Raw genomic sequence first — 14,581 nt, forward strand, 5'->3', positions numbered from 1 at the left:
TTGATACGGCCAACCATCTTCCTGTCTCTTTTTCTGACAATGCTTGCCACCGCCGGGCAGGGCATCGCTTATGCGCAGCCTTCAAAACCCGGTTCCGAGGTGCGTCCGGCGGAAGCCGCGCCGCCCAAGCCCGCTCCTTATGACGACAAGCTCGCACGGCTGTCGGAGATACTGGGCGCGGTGCAATATCTCAGAACCCTGTGCCCTTCTTCCGGACCGGAGGACTGGCGCAGATCGATGAGCGATCTTCTGGCTGCAGACACGGCCAACGAACCTGAACGACGTCAGCGCATGACGGCTGCATTCAACCGTGGATACCGCTCCTTTGCGGCCATCCACACCAGTTGCACACGCGCCGCCATCATGGCAGAAGAGAACTACCGTAACGAAGGGGCAACACTCGCGCAGGAAATCGCGTCCCGGTTCGGAAATTAGAGGATTATTAACCTCTTTTCGCCGCAGGCCGTGCCGTTTTGATAAAAGGCTGCTAGTGTTGTTAACAGGGTGGTAAGGACTTGCCCGCCCTGTCGAGGATGAAAGATGCAGACAAGCCGTAACGAAATCGACGATATGATCGTGCATGAAAAGATGCAGGTCGCTCTGGAACACCAGAACGAGGCATGGGCTGACGGCATGGCCGACGGCATCGAGCCGGAGATCATCGCCGATGCCGCCATCGCTCTGGCCATGCGCGAAACCATCCGTATCCATGGCGAGGCCGGCGCTGAAGCAATGCTGGAATCGCTGCGCCAGCGCATGCTTCAGGGCGAATTTTCGCCGCAGCGGGTAATACAGTAAAGCCGGGGTCTATCATGTCTTGCCTGAGCAAGGGGCTTTTGCGCTCTTCCGCCCTGCTGTCCATCCTGCTTGCCCTGACCGCCGGCCCGATTGGCATGCCAGGCCGCGCCTTTGCCCTTTCCGAGCTGAAGCCGGCGCAGAACACCGAAAGCGAGCCGAAGGCTGAGAATGGCGGTGAGCCGCAGCAGGCCCAGCCCGCAGAGCCGGACGAGATCGAAGGCGATTCGGAAGGCATTCCCCTGCCCGACCCTCTGGTGGACCGTTCCGCCAACCAGGCGAACCAGCAATCCTCCAAGCCCGACAACACGCCGGAAATGTCCGTTGTGATCGAGCACGACATTTCCAAGGCGCCGGAACCCGTGCGCAAGCTGCGCCAGCAGATCATCGAAGCTGCCGCCTCCGGCGATATCGAAAAGCTGCGGCCCTTCATCGCCGCCGGCCAGAAAGAATTCCGCATCGACGGCAATGACGGCGAAGACCCGATTGCGGCGCTGAAAAGCTATTCCGGCGATCCTGACGGGCTGGAAGTGCTGGCGATCATCATCGACCTGCTGTCGACCGGTTATGCCCATATCGATGCTGGCACGCCTGACGAAGCCTATGTTTTCCCCTATTTCGCCGGAAAGCCGCTGAATACGCTTACTGCGCCGGAAAAGGTGGAGCTTCTGCGCATCATCACCGCGGGCGATCTGGCGGACATGCAGGAATATGGCAATTACAGCTTCTACCGGGTCGGCATTTCGCCCGATGGCAAGTGGAAGTTCTTCACCGCCGGCGATTGATCGCATCGCGGTGCTTGCCGTTCTCTGGCAAAAATCCTAACTGTGCGGAATGAGCATTCCGGCAAAGCGCATCTGCTTTTTGCCGGAGATCATAGAGTCTCGACGAACCGAACGGTGACGCCATGCCTTCCGCCCTTCTTGCCGACCGCCGCCTGATCCGGGTTTCCGGCAGCGGCGCCGAGGAATTTCTGAACAACCTCATCACCGCAGACGTTGAAAACCTGCCGGAAGGCGAAGCACGGGCCGCAGCCCTTCTGACGCCGCAGGGCAAGATCCTGTTCGATTTCCTGATCTGGCGCGATGGCGGCGATTATCTGATCGAGACGGGCGTCGCCGAACAGGACGCGCTGCTGCGCCGCCTGACCATGTACAAGCTGCGTGCACCGGTCGATCTCAAAGCCGAGACTGTCGAAGGCGTGAGTGTTTTCTGGAACGAGACTGCGCCGACGGCAGGCATTCGGGATGGTCGTTTCGGCAAGGGCGGCATCGATCTTTACCGTATGCCGGGCGCATCCGCATCCGGCGACATCGCGGCCTATGATGCGCTCCGTGTCGAGCATGGGATTGCCCAATCCGGCCGGGACTATGCGTTGCAGGATGCCTTTCCCCATGATGTGCTGATGGATGTGAATGACGGCGTTTCCTTCAAGAAGGGCTGCTTTGTCGGCCAGGAAGTCGTCTCGCGCATGAAACATCGCGGTACGGCAAGACGCCGCGTCGTCACCGTTTCGGCCGAAGGCGCGCTTCCCACCAGCGGGACGGAGATTACCGCCGATGGAAAACCGGTCGGCACGCTCGGAACCGTTTGCGGCAACAGGGCGCTTGCCATCGTTCGGATCGACCGCATTGCCGATGCGCTCGCATCCGGCACGCCGCTTCTGGCGGAGACTGTTCCCGTGACCGTGGCCCTGCCCGCCTGGAGCGGCCTTTCCTTCCCGGCCGCCGATCCGGCAGCGCGGGCGGAGGACTGAGAGTGGCGCCTGCAAAAAGCCCGCGCGCCTGGCAGCGCATGCTGTCCGGCCGGCGGCTCGATCTGCTCGATCCTTCGCCGCTCGATGTGGAAATCGCCGATATCGCCCATGGTCTTGCCCGCGTTGCCCGCTGGAACGGCCAGACGCGCGGCGACCACGCCTTTTCCGTCGCCCAGCATTGCCTCATCGTCGAGACCATCTTCTGCCGCATGTGCACAGGCGCGACGCCTGACGACATGCAGATGGCGCTTCTGCACGATGCGCCGGAATATGTCATCGGCGACATGATCTCGCCGTTCAAATCCGTGGTCGGCGGCGGTTACAAGACCGTGGAAAAACGGCTGGAAGCGGCCGTGCATCTGCGTTTCGGCCTGCCGCCGCATGCATCGCGCGAATTGAAGGACCGCATCAAGAAGGCCGATACGGTCGCCGCTTTTTTCGAGGCGACGGAGCTTGCCGGTTTTTCCACCGCCGAGGCGCAGAAATTCTTCGGCCTGCCGCGCGGCATTACCCGCGACATGTTCGACATGACGCCCCTGCCCTCAACCGAAGCGCAAAAGCTGTTCATCGAACGTTTCGAGGCCATCGAGGCGATGCGTGCCGTCAAGACGGGGAGTGCGACATGACGGCCATTGTCGTATCGCCGCTGTCGCGGATCGCAGAGATGGCCGTCAAACACAAGGCCCGCGAAATGGTGACGCTGATCGCCAAAGAGCAGTCCTTTCACCGTCCCGCCGTCATTGCCGCAGGCCGGCATCTGACGCTCGCCATGAACGACATCGCATTCAAGGGCACCGCCGATCTCATCGCGCCTGACGATGCACATGTGCTGAAGCTGATCGATTTCGCCCGCGAATGGGACCAGTCAGCACCACTGCTCATCCATTGCTGGATGGGCGTTTCCCGCTCACCCGCCGCCGCCGTCATCGCCGCGCTCAGCCTTTATCCGGACCAGGATGAGATCGAACTTGCGCTGCGCCTGCGCGCCGTCTCGCCCTATGCCACGCCCAATGCCCGCATCATCGCCATCGGCGACCGTCTGCTCGGGCGCGATGGCCGGCTGGTGGCGGCGATCAAAAAAATCGGCAGGGGCGCGGATACGGATGGTAACGTGCCCTTCGTGCTGCCGCTTGGCAACTGAGGTGGTTTTGGCGGAACCCTCACGGCGTCCAGTCGTTACCAACCCTGAAGAACAATGAAAATCACAGGATAATTCATGGAACAACAGGCAACGGATATCATCGTCGCATCGCAGGCGGCGTTGCAGCAGGCAAGCGCGCTTGCGGTGCAATATTCCTTCTCGGTAGTCGGTGCGCTTCTGCTGCTGATCATCGGCTGGCTGGCCGCCACCTTCCTGCAACGCTGGGCATTTCAGGGCCTGTCGCGCATTCGCGGTTTCGATGCGACACTCGCCGGTTTCTTCGCCGGCGCCATCCGCTATGTGGTTCTCATTCTGGTGCTGGTCATGGTGCTTGGCCAGTTCGGGGTGCAGACGGCCTCCATTCTGGCCGCCCTTGGCGCCGCCGGTCTGGCCATCGGCCTTGCGTTGCAGGGCACGCTGCAGAATATTGCCGCCGGCATCATGCTTCTGGTGCTGCGCCCCTTCCGCGTCGGCGAATATATCGAGACCAGCACAGTCAGCGGCACGGTGATCGAGATCGGGCTGTTTGCGACCGAGCTGAAGACCAGCGACGGACTTTACCGTCTCGCGCCCAACTCCACGCTCTGGAACGTGCCGATCACCAATTACAGCCGCTTTCCCTCGCGCCGTCACGAACTGAGCCTGACGGTCAAGAATGACGAGGATCTGGCGGCCGCACAGGATATGCTGATGAAAGTCGTGCGTTCGGAGAGCCGGGTTTTGCTGGACCCGGCCCCCGTCACCTTCGTCGATTCGGTCAGCGCCGACAGCGCCACCGTCAAATTGCGCTACTGGGTGCGCAGCGACACTTATTTCGCGACGACCCGCGATGTGACGAAAGCCATGAAACTTGCCTTCGACGAGCGCAAGGCGGAAGTGAGCGCCCAGCCCGCCTGAGACCTCACGTCTCCCCTTTTTTCAAGCGCGGTGGCTGCAACAGCCATCGCGCTTTTTCGTTGCGTCACCTTGGAGCGCACACTTGCATCCCGTGAATACGGCCTCTATAGGTCGTTACGTAATGTTATTACGTAACTATCTTTGTCGATATGAGAGGGCCGAAACAATGGAGAAGATACTCACCCGCGTCACCGGCGCAGTCGCACTTGGTTCCATGCTGCTGGCGGCGACCGCTGCAATGGCTGCCGGTGGCGACAAATCCGCAGCCCACAGCCACGACCATGGGCACGATCACGGCCACCAGATGACCGAGGCTGAAAAGCAGATTTACAAGGGGTATTTCGAGAATGCGCAGGTGAAGACGCGCACGCTTTCCGACTGGGAAGGCGACTGGCAGTCGGTCTATCCCTACCTGCTGAATGGCTCACTCGATTCCGTCATGGCGGAAAAGGCGGCCCACGGCGATAAGACCGCCGCCGAATACCGCGCTTATTACGAAGTCGGCTACAAGACCGATGTGAACCGCATCGTCATCAAGAGCGACAGCGTGGCGTTTTATAAGGACGGCAAGCCCGCTGAAGGCACCTATGTCAGCGATGGCCATGAAATCCTGACCTACAAGAAGGGCAATCGCGGTGTCCGCTACATCTTCAAGAAAACCGGCGGAGATGAGGCCGCACCGCAATTCATCCAGTTCAGCGATCACTCCATCGCCCCGGTCAAGGCGGGCCATTACCATCTGTACTGGGGCAACGACCGCAAGGCATTGCTGGACGAAGTGACCAATTGGCCGACCTATTACCCGTTCCTGATGGACGGCGGCGATATTGTGGAAGAAATGGCGGCGCATTAACTTCGCACGACATTCCGGCACGGGCATATTCTTCATGCCCGTGCTGCATTCCTTATTGCCCCATGGTGGAGCGATGCGCCCAGCCGGTCATGCGCTTTTCAAGCCAGGCCATGATCGCATACATGACGATGCCTTCCACCGCGAGCATCAAGAGGCCGGCAAAGACGAGCGGCACATTGAACTGGCTCTGCGCCGAACTCATCATGTTGCCGAGGCCGTAATTGGAGGCAACGGTTTCCGACACGACCGAGCCGACGAAGGCGAGCGTAATGGCGATTTTCAGCGAGCCGAAGAAATAGGGCATGGAGCGCGGAATGCCGACCTTCAGCATGATGTCCATCTTCTTTGCGCCAAGCGCCCGCAGCACATCCTCCGTTTCCGGCTCTATGGTGGCAAGCCCGGTCGCGACGTTGACGACGATGGGGAAGAAAGAGATCAGGAAGGCGGTCAACACGGCAGGGACCGTGCCGATGCCGAACCAGATGACGAGGATCGGCACCAGCGCCACTTTCGGGATGGCGTTGAAGCCGATCATCAGCGGATAGAGCCCGGCATAGATGGTTTTGGACCAGCCGATGAAAAGGCCGATGGCGAGACCGGCGGCCACCGCAATGGCGAAACCCAGCGTCGTGGTATAAAGCGTCTGCAGCGAATTCTTCCAGATCGGCGACCAATATTGCACGATGGCCTGTCCGACCCTTACCGGTGACGGCAGAATGGTGGGCGGCATTTTCAGCGCGTAGACCAACAGTTCCCACAGCAGGAAAAGCGCCAGCGTATAAAGCCATGGGGCGGCTTTCACCCAGTTGACGCGGGCAATCAGCGGCTTGCGCGGCTCGGCCGCAACGGTGCCTTCCATGATCGCGCTCATGCCGCCACCCTCGCCTGCGCGATCTCGCCATGCAGTGCCTGCACCATGTCGTTGAAACCCTTGTCATACATGATATCGAGCTGGCGCGGGCGGGCAAACGGCACACGGTGTTCCGCCAGCACCCGGCCCGGCCTTGCGCTCATCACGAAAATCTTGTCGGCCAGAAATGTCGCCTCGCGCAGATCATGGGTCACGAGGATGATGGTGACGCGCTGCGCGGCGTGCAGGTCGCGGATCACGCACCACAATTCCTCGCGGGTGAAGGCATCGAGCGCGCCGAAAGGCTCGTCCAGCATCAGCAGTTCCGGTTCGTGGATCAAGGCCCGGCAAAGATTGGCGCGCTGCTGCATGCCGCCGGAAAGCTGCCACGGATACTTCGAACCAAAACCCTTCAGACCGACGATTTCCAGGAGACGCTCGGCTTTCGCGACATATTCCGCCTTGTGGGCGCGCAGGCGCCGGCGATGTTTCTCGACGATCTCCAGCGGCAGCAGGATGTTCTCAAGCGTGGTGCGCCAGGGCAGCATCGTCGGGTTCTGAAACGCCATGCCGACAATGGAAACCGGCTCCGTGACCTGCCGCCCGGCAACGATGACATTGCCCTTCTGCGGAATATGCAGTCCCGTCACCAGCTTCATCAGGGTCGACTTGCCGCAGCCGGAGGGTCCGACCACGGCGGCGAATTCACCCTTGTCGACCGTCAGGTTCAGGCCGGATACGGCCAGCGTGCCGGCGGAGCCGCCATAGCGCATGTCGACGCTGTCTATTTCCACGAGATGTGACATTGCTGTTCCCGTTTTAAGTTGCTGATCGGGCTGTTTAATCCCGCGGCGTTGCCGCTTGTTTCTTCTCCCCAAGGGGGAGAAGGTGGCCCGAAGGGTCGGATGAGGGGGCAACGGTAGAGATATACGGAGAGATCGCCCCCTCATCCCGCTGCCGCGGACTTCTCCCCGGCGGGGAGAAGAGACTCGCGGCACCCGCCCGTTCTTTCTTCCGCGTCAGGGAAGCATGCGCTCTTCCTTGGACGGCAGGTAGGTCGCGTCGAACACCTGCTCCGCCTTGACGTTGCCCTTCAGGCCCATGGACACCTTGAGCGTTTCCAGCGAGGCCGCGAGCCGGGCCGGATCGACGCCGCCCATGCCGTTTTCCACCACATAGGGCGTCCTGATATTCATGCTATTGGCCATGTTGAGACGTTCAAGCTCGATGGCGCTGTCGAGCGTCTCGTTACGCTTGAGCACGGCCGCCACACCCTCTTCGGGGTTCTTGACGGAATCGGCGAAGCCCTTGGCCAGCGCCTTCAGGAAACCCTTTACCGCTTCCGGGTTTTTCTCTGCGAAATCAGTGTTTACCAGCACCGCATTGCCATAGAGATTCAAGCCGTGCTCGGCCATCAGGATGGTCGAGATATCGTCATCGGCGATGCCCTGTTTCTTGAGGTTGAGGATCACCGAAAAGGCAAAGCCGAAAACGGCGTCGACATCGCCCTTGGCGAGCATGGGTTCCCGCACCGGAAAACCGATCGATTCGATCTTGATCTTGCTGTCATCGAGACCCGCCACCTGCTTGAAGGCGGGCCATTGCGCAAAGGCGCCATCCGGCGGCGGCGCGCCAAGCTTCTTGCCTTCCAGCGACTTCGGATCGCCCGTGACACCGAGCGACTTGCGGCCCACCACGGCAAAAGTCGGGCGTTCATAGACCATATAAACGGCCTTGATCTTCTGGCTCGGATCTTCGTCGAGGAACTTCATCACCGAGTTGATGTCGCCGAAACCCATCTGGTAGGCGCCGGTCGCCACGCGCGGAATGGCTTCCACCGAGCCGTTGCCGCTGTCGATGGTGACATCGAGGCCTTCAGCCTTGAAGTAACCCTTGTCGAGCGCCAGCAGGAAACCGGCGGCGGGGCCTTCGAACTTCCAGTCGAGCGTGAATTTCACCGGCGTTTCGGCCCGCGCCTCGACGACCGGCAGCGAAAAACCAGCGGTTACACCGATGGCGGCAATGGTCAGAGCTCTGGTCAACAACCTGCGCGTTAAAATCATCTATTCCCCCTGATGGTTTTGTTGGATTGGTTGCATAAGACCCAATTCCAGCCCTCAAGGCAAGATAAAATTGCATACAAAATAGCCGTTATTTTGTATGCTTATTTTATATGCACAAACGCGCACAAGGCAGGCAAAAAGCCGGCATTTTGCCCATCGCGCATGCAACGAAGCGAAAGCGGGATCGTTCACGCAGAGAACACAGCGTTCTCATTTGCCGGGGTTGCGGATCAGGGGCAGCGTGCGACAAATAGGGCCACGAACAGCAGGCGAAACAGCGGGACGGCAAGATGAATTCTGCACTGGGCATACACCACATCACCATGATTACCCGGAAGGTGCAGGCGAATGTGGATTTCTACGCCGGCTTTCTGGGCCTGAGGCTGGCCAAGCGCACGGCCGGTTTCGAAGATGCCATGCAGCTGCACCTGCTTTATGGCGACGATATCGCCTCGCCCGGCTCGCTTCTCACCTTTCTCGTCTGGGAAGATGGCGGCCAGGGCCGTGTCGGTTATGGCCAGACGCTGGAGATTTCCGTGGCCATCGATCCCGCCGCCATCGGCTTCTGGCTGACGCGGGCGCTGAAATTCGGCATCCGGGCGGAAGGCCCCTCCGATGAGTTCGGCGCTCCGGTCATCCGGCTGAAGGATCCCGACGGCCTGATCGTCAAGCTGGTCGGCACGCATGCCTTTGCCGATGCCACGCCGCATGTGACGGACGATATTTCCGCGGAGGACGCCATTCGCCGAATCTATGGCGCGACGGTGCTGAGCGAAGTGCCGGAAGAAACCGTGGCGTTTCTGGAGAAACATTTCGGTTACCGGCAGGAAAGCCAGGCAGGCGCAATCCGCCGGCTCGTTTCCGAAAGCGGCGACATTATCGATGTGCGCGACGCAACCGGCTTCTGGTCGAGCGCGCCGGGCACCGGCACCGTCGATCACATCGCCTTCCGCGCGAAGGACATGGACGAGCTGAACGAGGTTCACACGGGGCTGAAATCTCTGAATTCCAGCACCACCAATGCCCATGACCGCAAATATTTCCACTCGCTCTATGTCCGCGAACCGGGCGGCGTGCTGATCGAAATGGCGACCGACGGGCCGGGCATGACGGTGGACGAACCGTTGGAATCGCTCGGGGAAAAACTGTTCATCCCGCCGCTCTTCATGAAGGATGAGGCGGATGTGCGTGTCGCCCTGCCGCAATTTGCGATGCCGGGCGAAGAGCGCATCGTCTATCGCGACCTGCCTTTCGTGCACCGTTTCTACACGCCCGAGGAGCCGGATGGCAGCACCATCATCCTGCTGCACGGTTCCGGTGGCAGCGAAACCAGCCTGATGCCGCTGGCGCACCGGGCAGCGCCGCGCGCAACGCTTCTCGGCGTTCGCGGCCGCAGCACGGAGGAAGACATCGCCCGCTGGTTCCGCCGCAATCCCGATTTCAGCTTCGACCAGAAGGATATCGTCTCGGAAGCGGAAGCCTTCGCCGCCTTCGTGCAGGGGGCGATACGGTCCTATGGTCTCGACCGTTCGAAACTGAAGTTTATCGGCCATTCCAATGGCGCAAATTTCTACGCGGCCTTTGCAGCACTTTATCCGGAACTTGCCGGAGACGCCCTGCTCTATCGCCCGATGCCGGTTCTGGAAACATGGCCGCAGGCTGATCTTTCCGGCCGCAATGTCCTGCTTGTGGCGGGAGAACGGGACAAATATCTCGACAAGGCTCACGAATTGCAGGGCCGGCTGGCGGCGAGCGGAGCAAGAGCTGAGATGAAAACGGTTGAGGACGGGCATGAGCTCGGGGTTGCCGATATCGAAGCGGCGCGGCGCTGGCTGGCGGATGTTTCCTGACACGGCGGGAGGGCGTGTGCCACCCACTCGCCACCCAGCCATTCATCAACCGGGCCTTGCATAAATTCACCAAAAGGGCTTTAAAAACAGCTTCGTAATTGGAGAGTCCGTTTGGAAATCCCGCTGTTTATCCTCGCCCTCGTCGCGGCCTTCATCTACACGCTGGTCGCGAGCATCCGCAACTCAAGTCGAATCAAGTCGCTGGAACGGGAAGTTCTCAGTCTCAAGCGGCTGATGGCTGCGGGCGTGACGTCTCCTGCGGCGGCGCAGGCGGAGAGCGCGGAAACCACGGCAAAACCGGATTTCGAGGCGGAAGAGAAAAGCAGGGCGACTGCGGAAGACGCCTCCGAACCCCAGGAAGCCGCCGCCATCGCGCAGGCGGAAGACCCCGTCAGCGAGGAAGCACCTTCCGCTCCTGCGAGCGATACGGCATCCGCTCCGGCGACGAAGGAAAGCTTCGAAAGCCTGCTCGGCGCGCGCTGGGCCGTCTGGGCAGGCGGGCTGGCGCTGGCGCTCGGCGGTATTTTCCTCGTCAAATATTCGATCGAATCGGGGCTGCTCAGCCCGGCGGTCAGGCTGTCGCTCGCCGCCATTTTCGGCCTCGTTCTCGGCGTTGCCGGCGAGGCTGTCCGCCGCAAGGCGGTGCCGGGCATCGCCGCCACCTATTCCAACGCCATGATCCCGGGCGTGCTGACGGCGGCCGGCGCCTTGACGCTGTTCGGCGTCGTCTACGCCGCCTATGGCATTTACGGCTATATCGGCCCCGGCATGGCTTTTGGCCTGCTCGGGCTCGTCGCCTTCGCCACCATCGGGCTTTCGCTGCTGCACGGGCAAGCGCTGGCCGGTCTCGGCCTTCTCGGTTCGATGCTGACGCCAGCGCTGATTTCTACCGAAACGCCGAATATCTGGGCGCTCTTCCTGTTCCTCACCATCTCCTGGCTGGCAACAGCGGCCGCGGCGCGCAGGCAGGGCTGGACCGTGGTTCCCTCTCTCGCCAATGCCGGCCTCGGCCTCTGGGCGCTCGGCTATATCGGATTTTCCGAAACGATCAGCGCCGAACCGCCAACGCTTGCCCTGCTCGTCATGCTGGCGGGAACCATATTCCTCTGGCCGGGCAAGACATTCGACACGCAGCCTGCCGAGACCGGCGAAACCGCCGCTCCCGAGCGGCGCGCCATCCGCGGCATGCGCCTTCTGCTGCGCCCGTCGCTCGCCCTCAATCTCACCGTGTCGATGGCCGTGATCCTGCCGGCCATCGGTTTCCTCTTTGCCGATGGCGGTATCGACACCCATCCGGCACTCATCGTTTCAGCGCTCATCGCCGCCCTTGCGGCCCTTGGCGCCGCCCGCCACTATGCGGTATGGCCCGCCATTATCGCAGCGCTCGGTGCGCAGGCTGCCGTGTCGCTGATGTCGCGGCAGGGCATCGACTTCATCGGCCTTATCAACGATACGTCCGTGTCCCTTCCGCCCGTATCGGTCGGCTACACGGCGGAAATCGCCATGGCGCTCGGCCTCGGGGCTGTCTTCGTGCTCTGCGCCTTCTCTTTCCTGAAACGCAAAGGCGCTGACGATGCGGCTTTCGCCCAGCTCTGGGCCGGTATCGCAGCACTTTTCCCCGTCTGGCTCGCCACCTCAAGCTTTGTCGAATACGGCAATCTCGGCCGTGACTGGCTGCACGCCGCCTATGGCCTCGGCCTTGGGCTGGTGTTGCTCGCGGGCGCCGAGTGGCTGCACCGGCAGAACAACGAGGCCTATCGCAAGCCGCTGAACATCCTCGTGCTCGGCTCCTTCGCCGCCTTTACGCTTTGCCTGCACACGCTGACTGAGGGGCTTGCGACGACCGTGCTGCTCTCCGTCATCGGTTTCGTTTATGTGCTCGCGACACGTTACCGCAACTGGGATGTGCTGCCCTGGGTGATGGCCGTGGCGAGCGTTGCCGTTCTCGGCCGCATCGCCTGGGAACCCACCATTGTCGGGCCGCAGAACCTCGGCACCACGCCGGTCTTCAACGCGCTTCTGCCGGGTTACAGCATTCCCGCACTGCTGGCTGTCGCTTCGGCATGGCTGCTGCGCGACTGGCCGGGGGTCAGGGCGAAGAACTTCCTGCAGGCAATTGCCAGCGTCATGGGCCTTCTCGCCGTCGCCATCCTCATCCGCCACGCGATGAATGGCGGCACGCTGGATGACAGCGTGCCGACGCTTGGCGAACAGTCGATCTACACGCTGCTGACCATCGGCTTCTCGGGCGTCTTGATGACGCTGGACCTGAAGAGCCCCAGCCCCGTCTTCCGCTACGGCTCGATGATTGCCGGCGTGATTGCCGTCATCAATGTGCTGACGATGCATTTCTTCACGCTCAACCCCTATTTCACCGGCGAAAATACCGGCAGCATTCCGTTCCTCAACCTGCTGCTGATCGGCTACCTGTTGCCGGCGCTCGCCTATGGCGGCCTGGCCTATTATGCGCGCGGAAAACGTCCGCCGCCCTATGTCAGCATGCTGGCGGTGGCAGGTGCGGCACTCGGCTTTGCCTGGGCCACGCTTTCGGTGCGCCGTTTCTGGCAGGGCGAGAACATTGCCGACTGGAAGGGCTTCCTGCAGGGCGAGACCTATAGCTATTCGGTGGTCTGGTTGCTGATCGGCGTCTTGCTTCTCGTGCTCGGCTCACGCTTCAATGCCCGCAGCCTGCGTCTTGCATCGGCCGCCTTCGTGCTGATCTCGGTTGCCAAGGCCTTCCTGATCGACATGAGCAATCTAGAAGGTGTGCTCAGGGCCCTGTCCTTCATCGGTCTCGGCGCGGTGCTGATCGGCATCGGCCTGTTCTACCAGAAAATCCTCACCCGGAAGCCGCAGGCATGATCGCGGCCGAGGCTTTCGCGCCCTATGCGGCGCTTGCGCAGGATTTGATACCGCACGCCGCCGGTACGGGCGACGGCTCGCATGATCTTGCCCATATTCACCGCGTCTTCCGCAACGCCATGCGTATCCATGCGGGCGAAGGCGGCGATGGCACCGTGCTGGCCGCCAGCGTGCTGTTGCATGATTGCGTGGCGGTGGAGAAGAACTCGCCGCTCCGCGCGCAGGCCTCACGGCTCGCGGCGGAAAAAGCCGCAGGTGTTCTCGAGGCGCTCGGCTGGCAAAGGCAGGAAATCGACGCCGCCGCCCATGCCATCACCACCCACAGCTTTTCGGCCAATATCGAGCCGCAGACGCTGGAGGCAAAAATCCTTCAGGACGCCGACCGGCTGGACGCCATCGGTATGGTGGGGGCGGCGCGCTGCTTTTATATTGCCGGACGAATGGGTTCGGCTCTTTACGACCCGGTCGACCCGCTGGCGAAGGAGCGGCCGCTTGACGACCGCGCCTTTGCCATCGACCATTTCGAAACCAAGCTGTTCAAGCTGGCCGACGGCTTTCGCACCGAGACGGGCCGGCAGATGGCCAAGGCCCGCCATGAGCGGCTGAAACAGGTGCTGGACCTGTTTCTCGACGAAATTTGAGGAGACCCGAGATGCGTGTGACCGAGCTAAACATCTATCCTCTGAAAAGCGCGCGCGGCATTCCCCTCTCCGAAAGCACTGTTTCGGCAGAAGGCCTGCCGGGCGACCGCCGCGCCATGCTCATCGACCCCAACGGCCATTTCATCACCCAGCGCGAATTGCCGGCAATTGCCACGGTTCTGGCCCGGCACAAGGATGGCGGCATGGTGCTTTCGCGGGAAGCGAATGGCGAGGTTCTCGCAAGACCTTCCGGAGAGCGCATGGATGTAGCGGTGTGGAAATCGATCGTCAGCGCCAATATCGCCGATCGCGAGACCAACGAGGCGCTCTCGGCATGGCTGGAGCGCGAGGTGAAGCTGGTGTTCTTCGACGACGCCTCGAAACGCATTGCAAGCCTGGAATGGACCGGCAACGAAACGCCCGTCACCTTTGCGGACGGTTACCAGATCCTCGTCACCACCACCGCCTCGCTTGCCGCGCTGAACGACAATATGCGCGCCAATGGCGAGGACGCGGTCGGCATGGAACGCTTCCGGCCCAATATCGTGCTTGATACGGACGAGCCATGGGCCGAGGACCGCTGGGCGGCCATCGAGATCGGCGGCATTCGCTTCGATCTCGTCAAACCCTGCGCCCGCTGCATCATGACCACGCAGGACCAGACGACCGGCTCCCGCGATGTGCCCTCCCCCATGAAAGCCATGGGCCGCATCCGCATGTCCGGCGACCGGCGCGTGCCCGGCCCGCTGTTCGGCTGGAACGTGACGCCGCGGGGCGAAGGCAGGCTGTCCGTCGGTGATGTGGCGAAGGTGATCGAGGAAAGGCCGGAAGGCTGGGCGATCAAGCGGCGTTAGTCGGAGGCCGTAGTTTTAA

The 14,581-nt window shown here is 61.6% G+C and carries 15 protein-coding genes; 12 read left to right on the plus strand and 3 right to left on the minus strand.

Going from position 1 to position 14,581, the window contains the following annotated elements; all coding sequences use genetic code 11:
• The 8 genes from BTE54_RS23380 to BTE54_RS23415 all read left to right on the plus strand — a co-directional run bounded on the left by BTE54_RS23380 (position 1) and on the right by BTE54_RS23415 (position 5,442).
• On the plus strand, positions 1–435 hold the full coding sequence (locus BTE54_RS23380) for a TIGR02301 family protein (RefSeq protein WP_078054112.1): 435 nt from the start codon (positions 1–3) through the stop codon (positions 433–435).
• Between the two features lie 105 nt (positions 436–540).
• Complete coding sequence (locus BTE54_RS23385) at positions 541–798, plus strand: hypothetical protein (protein ID WP_003501987.1); 258 nt, start codon at positions 541–543, stop codon at positions 796–798.
• 14 nt (positions 799–812) lie between these two features.
• The gene (locus BTE54_RS23390; RefSeq protein ID WP_065654117.1) at positions 813–1,580 is read left to right on the plus strand and encodes a hypothetical protein; all 768 of its coding nucleotides are present in this window, start codon (positions 813–815) and stop codon (positions 1,578–1,580) included.
• A 122-nt stretch (positions 1,581–1,702) separates the two neighbouring features.
• Entirely contained in the window at positions 1,703–2,551 is an 849-nt protein-coding gene (locus tag BTE54_RS23395; RefSeq protein WP_078054113.1) for a folate-binding protein YgfZ, read from the plus strand.
• Between the two features lie 2 nt (positions 2,552–2,553).
• Positions 2,554–3,177, plus strand: a complete 624-nt coding sequence (locus BTE54_RS23400; RefSeq protein ID WP_035260757.1) for an HD family hydrolase — start codon at positions 2,554–2,556, stop codon at positions 3,175–3,177.
• Positions 3,174–3,692, plus strand: a complete 519-nt coding sequence (locus BTE54_RS23405; RefSeq protein ID WP_065654120.1) for a tyrosine phosphatase family protein — start codon at positions 3,174–3,176, stop codon at positions 3,690–3,692. The genes BTE54_RS23400 and BTE54_RS23405 overlap by 4 nt, the downstream gene beginning before the upstream one ends.
• A gap of 75 nt (positions 3,693–3,767) precedes the next feature.
• Positions 3,768–4,589: a mechanosensitive ion channel family protein gene (locus tag BTE54_RS23410; protein ID WP_078054114.1), complete on the plus strand. Its 822-nt coding sequence runs from the start codon at positions 3,768–3,770 to the stop codon at positions 4,587–4,589.
• 166 nt (positions 4,590–4,755) lie between these two features.
• The gene (locus BTE54_RS23415; RefSeq protein ID WP_078054115.1) at positions 4,756–5,442 is read left to right on the plus strand and encodes a metal-binding protein ZinT; all 687 of its coding nucleotides are present in this window, start codon (positions 4,756–4,758) and stop codon (positions 5,440–5,442) included.
• A gap of 52 nt (positions 5,443–5,494) precedes the next feature.
• Here BTE54_RS23415 and BTE54_RS23420 read toward each other — a convergent pair whose 3' ends face one another.
• The 3 genes from BTE54_RS23420 to BTE54_RS23430 form a co-directional block, all read right to left on the minus strand.
• Positions 5,495–6,313: an ABC transporter permease gene (locus BTE54_RS23420; protein ID WP_078054116.1), complete on the minus strand. Its 819-nt coding sequence runs from the start codon at positions 6,311–6,313 to the stop codon at positions 5,495–5,497.
• Positions 6,310–7,098 (minus strand): ABC transporter ATP-binding protein, encoded by a 789-nt coding sequence (locus tag BTE54_RS23425; protein WP_162936689.1) that lies wholly within the window; start codon positions 7,096–7,098, stop codon positions 6,310–6,312. The genes BTE54_RS23420 and BTE54_RS23425 overlap by 4 nt, the downstream gene beginning before the upstream one ends.
• 213 nt (positions 7,099–7,311) lie before the next feature.
• Positions 7,312–8,355 (minus strand): ABC transporter substrate-binding protein, encoded by a 1,044-nt coding sequence (locus tag BTE54_RS23430; RefSeq protein ID WP_078054117.1) that lies wholly within the window; start codon positions 8,353–8,355, stop codon positions 7,312–7,314.
• Positions 8,356–8,645: 290 nt separating this feature from the next.
• Between BTE54_RS23430 and BTE54_RS23435 the strand changes: the two genes are divergently transcribed.
• The 4 genes from BTE54_RS23435 to BTE54_RS23450 all read left to right on the plus strand — a co-directional run bounded on the left by BTE54_RS23435 (position 8,646) and on the right by BTE54_RS23450 (position 14,562).
• The gene (locus BTE54_RS23435; protein ID WP_078054118.1) at positions 8,646–10,205 is read left to right on the plus strand and encodes a VOC family protein; all 1,560 of its coding nucleotides are present in this window, start codon (positions 8,646–8,648) and stop codon (positions 10,203–10,205) included.
• Between the two features lie 111 nt (positions 10,206–10,316).
• Positions 10,317–13,067, plus strand: a complete 2,751-nt coding sequence (locus BTE54_RS23440) for a DUF2339 domain-containing protein (RefSeq protein WP_198939216.1) — start codon at positions 10,317–10,319, stop codon at positions 13,065–13,067.
• Complete coding sequence (locus BTE54_RS23445) at positions 13,064–13,708, plus strand: HD domain-containing protein (RefSeq protein ID WP_078054119.1); 645 nt, start codon at positions 13,064–13,066, stop codon at positions 13,706–13,708. The genes BTE54_RS23440 and BTE54_RS23445 overlap by 4 nt, the downstream gene beginning before the upstream one ends.
• Positions 13,709–13,719: 11 nt before the next feature.
• On the plus strand, positions 13,720–14,562 hold the full coding sequence (locus BTE54_RS23450) for an MOSC domain-containing protein (RefSeq protein ID WP_078054120.1): 843 nt from the start codon (positions 13,720–13,722) through the stop codon (positions 14,560–14,562).
• Positions 14,563–14,581: the final 19 nt, after the last annotated feature.

The organism is Agrobacterium sp. YIC 4121 (assembly GCF_002008205.1).
Taxonomy (GTDB): Bacteria; Pseudomonadota; Alphaproteobacteria; order Rhizobiales; family Rhizobiaceae; genus Agrobacterium; species Agrobacterium leguminum.

Bases quoted from the DNA above. Each gene is read 5' to 3' on its own strand.
- BTE54_RS23385 (WP_003501987.1), top strand. From the start codon at position 541: ATGCAGACAAGCCGTAACGAAATCGACGATATGATCGTGCATGAAAAG.
- BTE54_RS23390 (WP_065654117.1), top strand. From the start codon at position 813: ATGTCTTGCCTGAGCAAGGGGCTTTTGCGCTCTTCCGCCCTGCTGTCC.
- BTE54_RS23395 (WP_078054113.1), top strand. From the start codon at position 1,703: ATGCCTTCCGCCCTTCTTGCCGACCGCCGCCTGATCCGGGTTTCCGGC.
- BTE54_RS23405 (WP_065654120.1), top strand. From the start codon at position 3,174: ATGACGGCCATTGTCGTATCGCCGCTGTCGCGGATCGCAGAGATGGCC.
- BTE54_RS23410 (WP_078054114.1), top strand. From the start codon at position 3,768: ATGGAACAACAGGCAACGGATATCATCGTCGCATCGCAGGCGGCGTTG.
- BTE54_RS23415 (WP_078054115.1), top strand. From the start codon at position 4,756: ATGGAGAAGATACTCACCCGCGTCACCGGCGCAGTCGCACTTGGTTCC.
- BTE54_RS23420 (WP_078054116.1), bottom strand. From the start codon at position 6,313: ATGAGCGCGATCATGGAAGGCACCGTTGCGGCCGAGCCGCGCAAGCCG.
- BTE54_RS23425 (WP_162936689.1), bottom strand. From the start codon at position 7,098: ATGTCACATCTCGTGGAAATAGACAGCGTCGACATGCGCTATGGCGGC.
- BTE54_RS23430 (WP_078054117.1), bottom strand. From the start codon at position 8,355: ATGATTTTAACGCGCAGGTTGTTGACCAGAGCTCTGACCATTGCCGCC.
- BTE54_RS23435 (WP_078054118.1), top strand. From the start codon at position 8,646: ATGAATTCTGCACTGGGCATACACCACATCACCATGATTACCCGGAAG.
- BTE54_RS23445 (WP_078054119.1), top strand. From the start codon at position 13,064: ATGATCGCGGCCGAGGCTTTCGCGCCCTATGCGGCGCTTGCGCAGGAT.
- BTE54_RS23450 (WP_078054120.1), top strand. From the start codon at position 13,720: ATGCGTGTGACCGAGCTAAACATCTATCCTCTGAAAAGCGCGCGCGGC.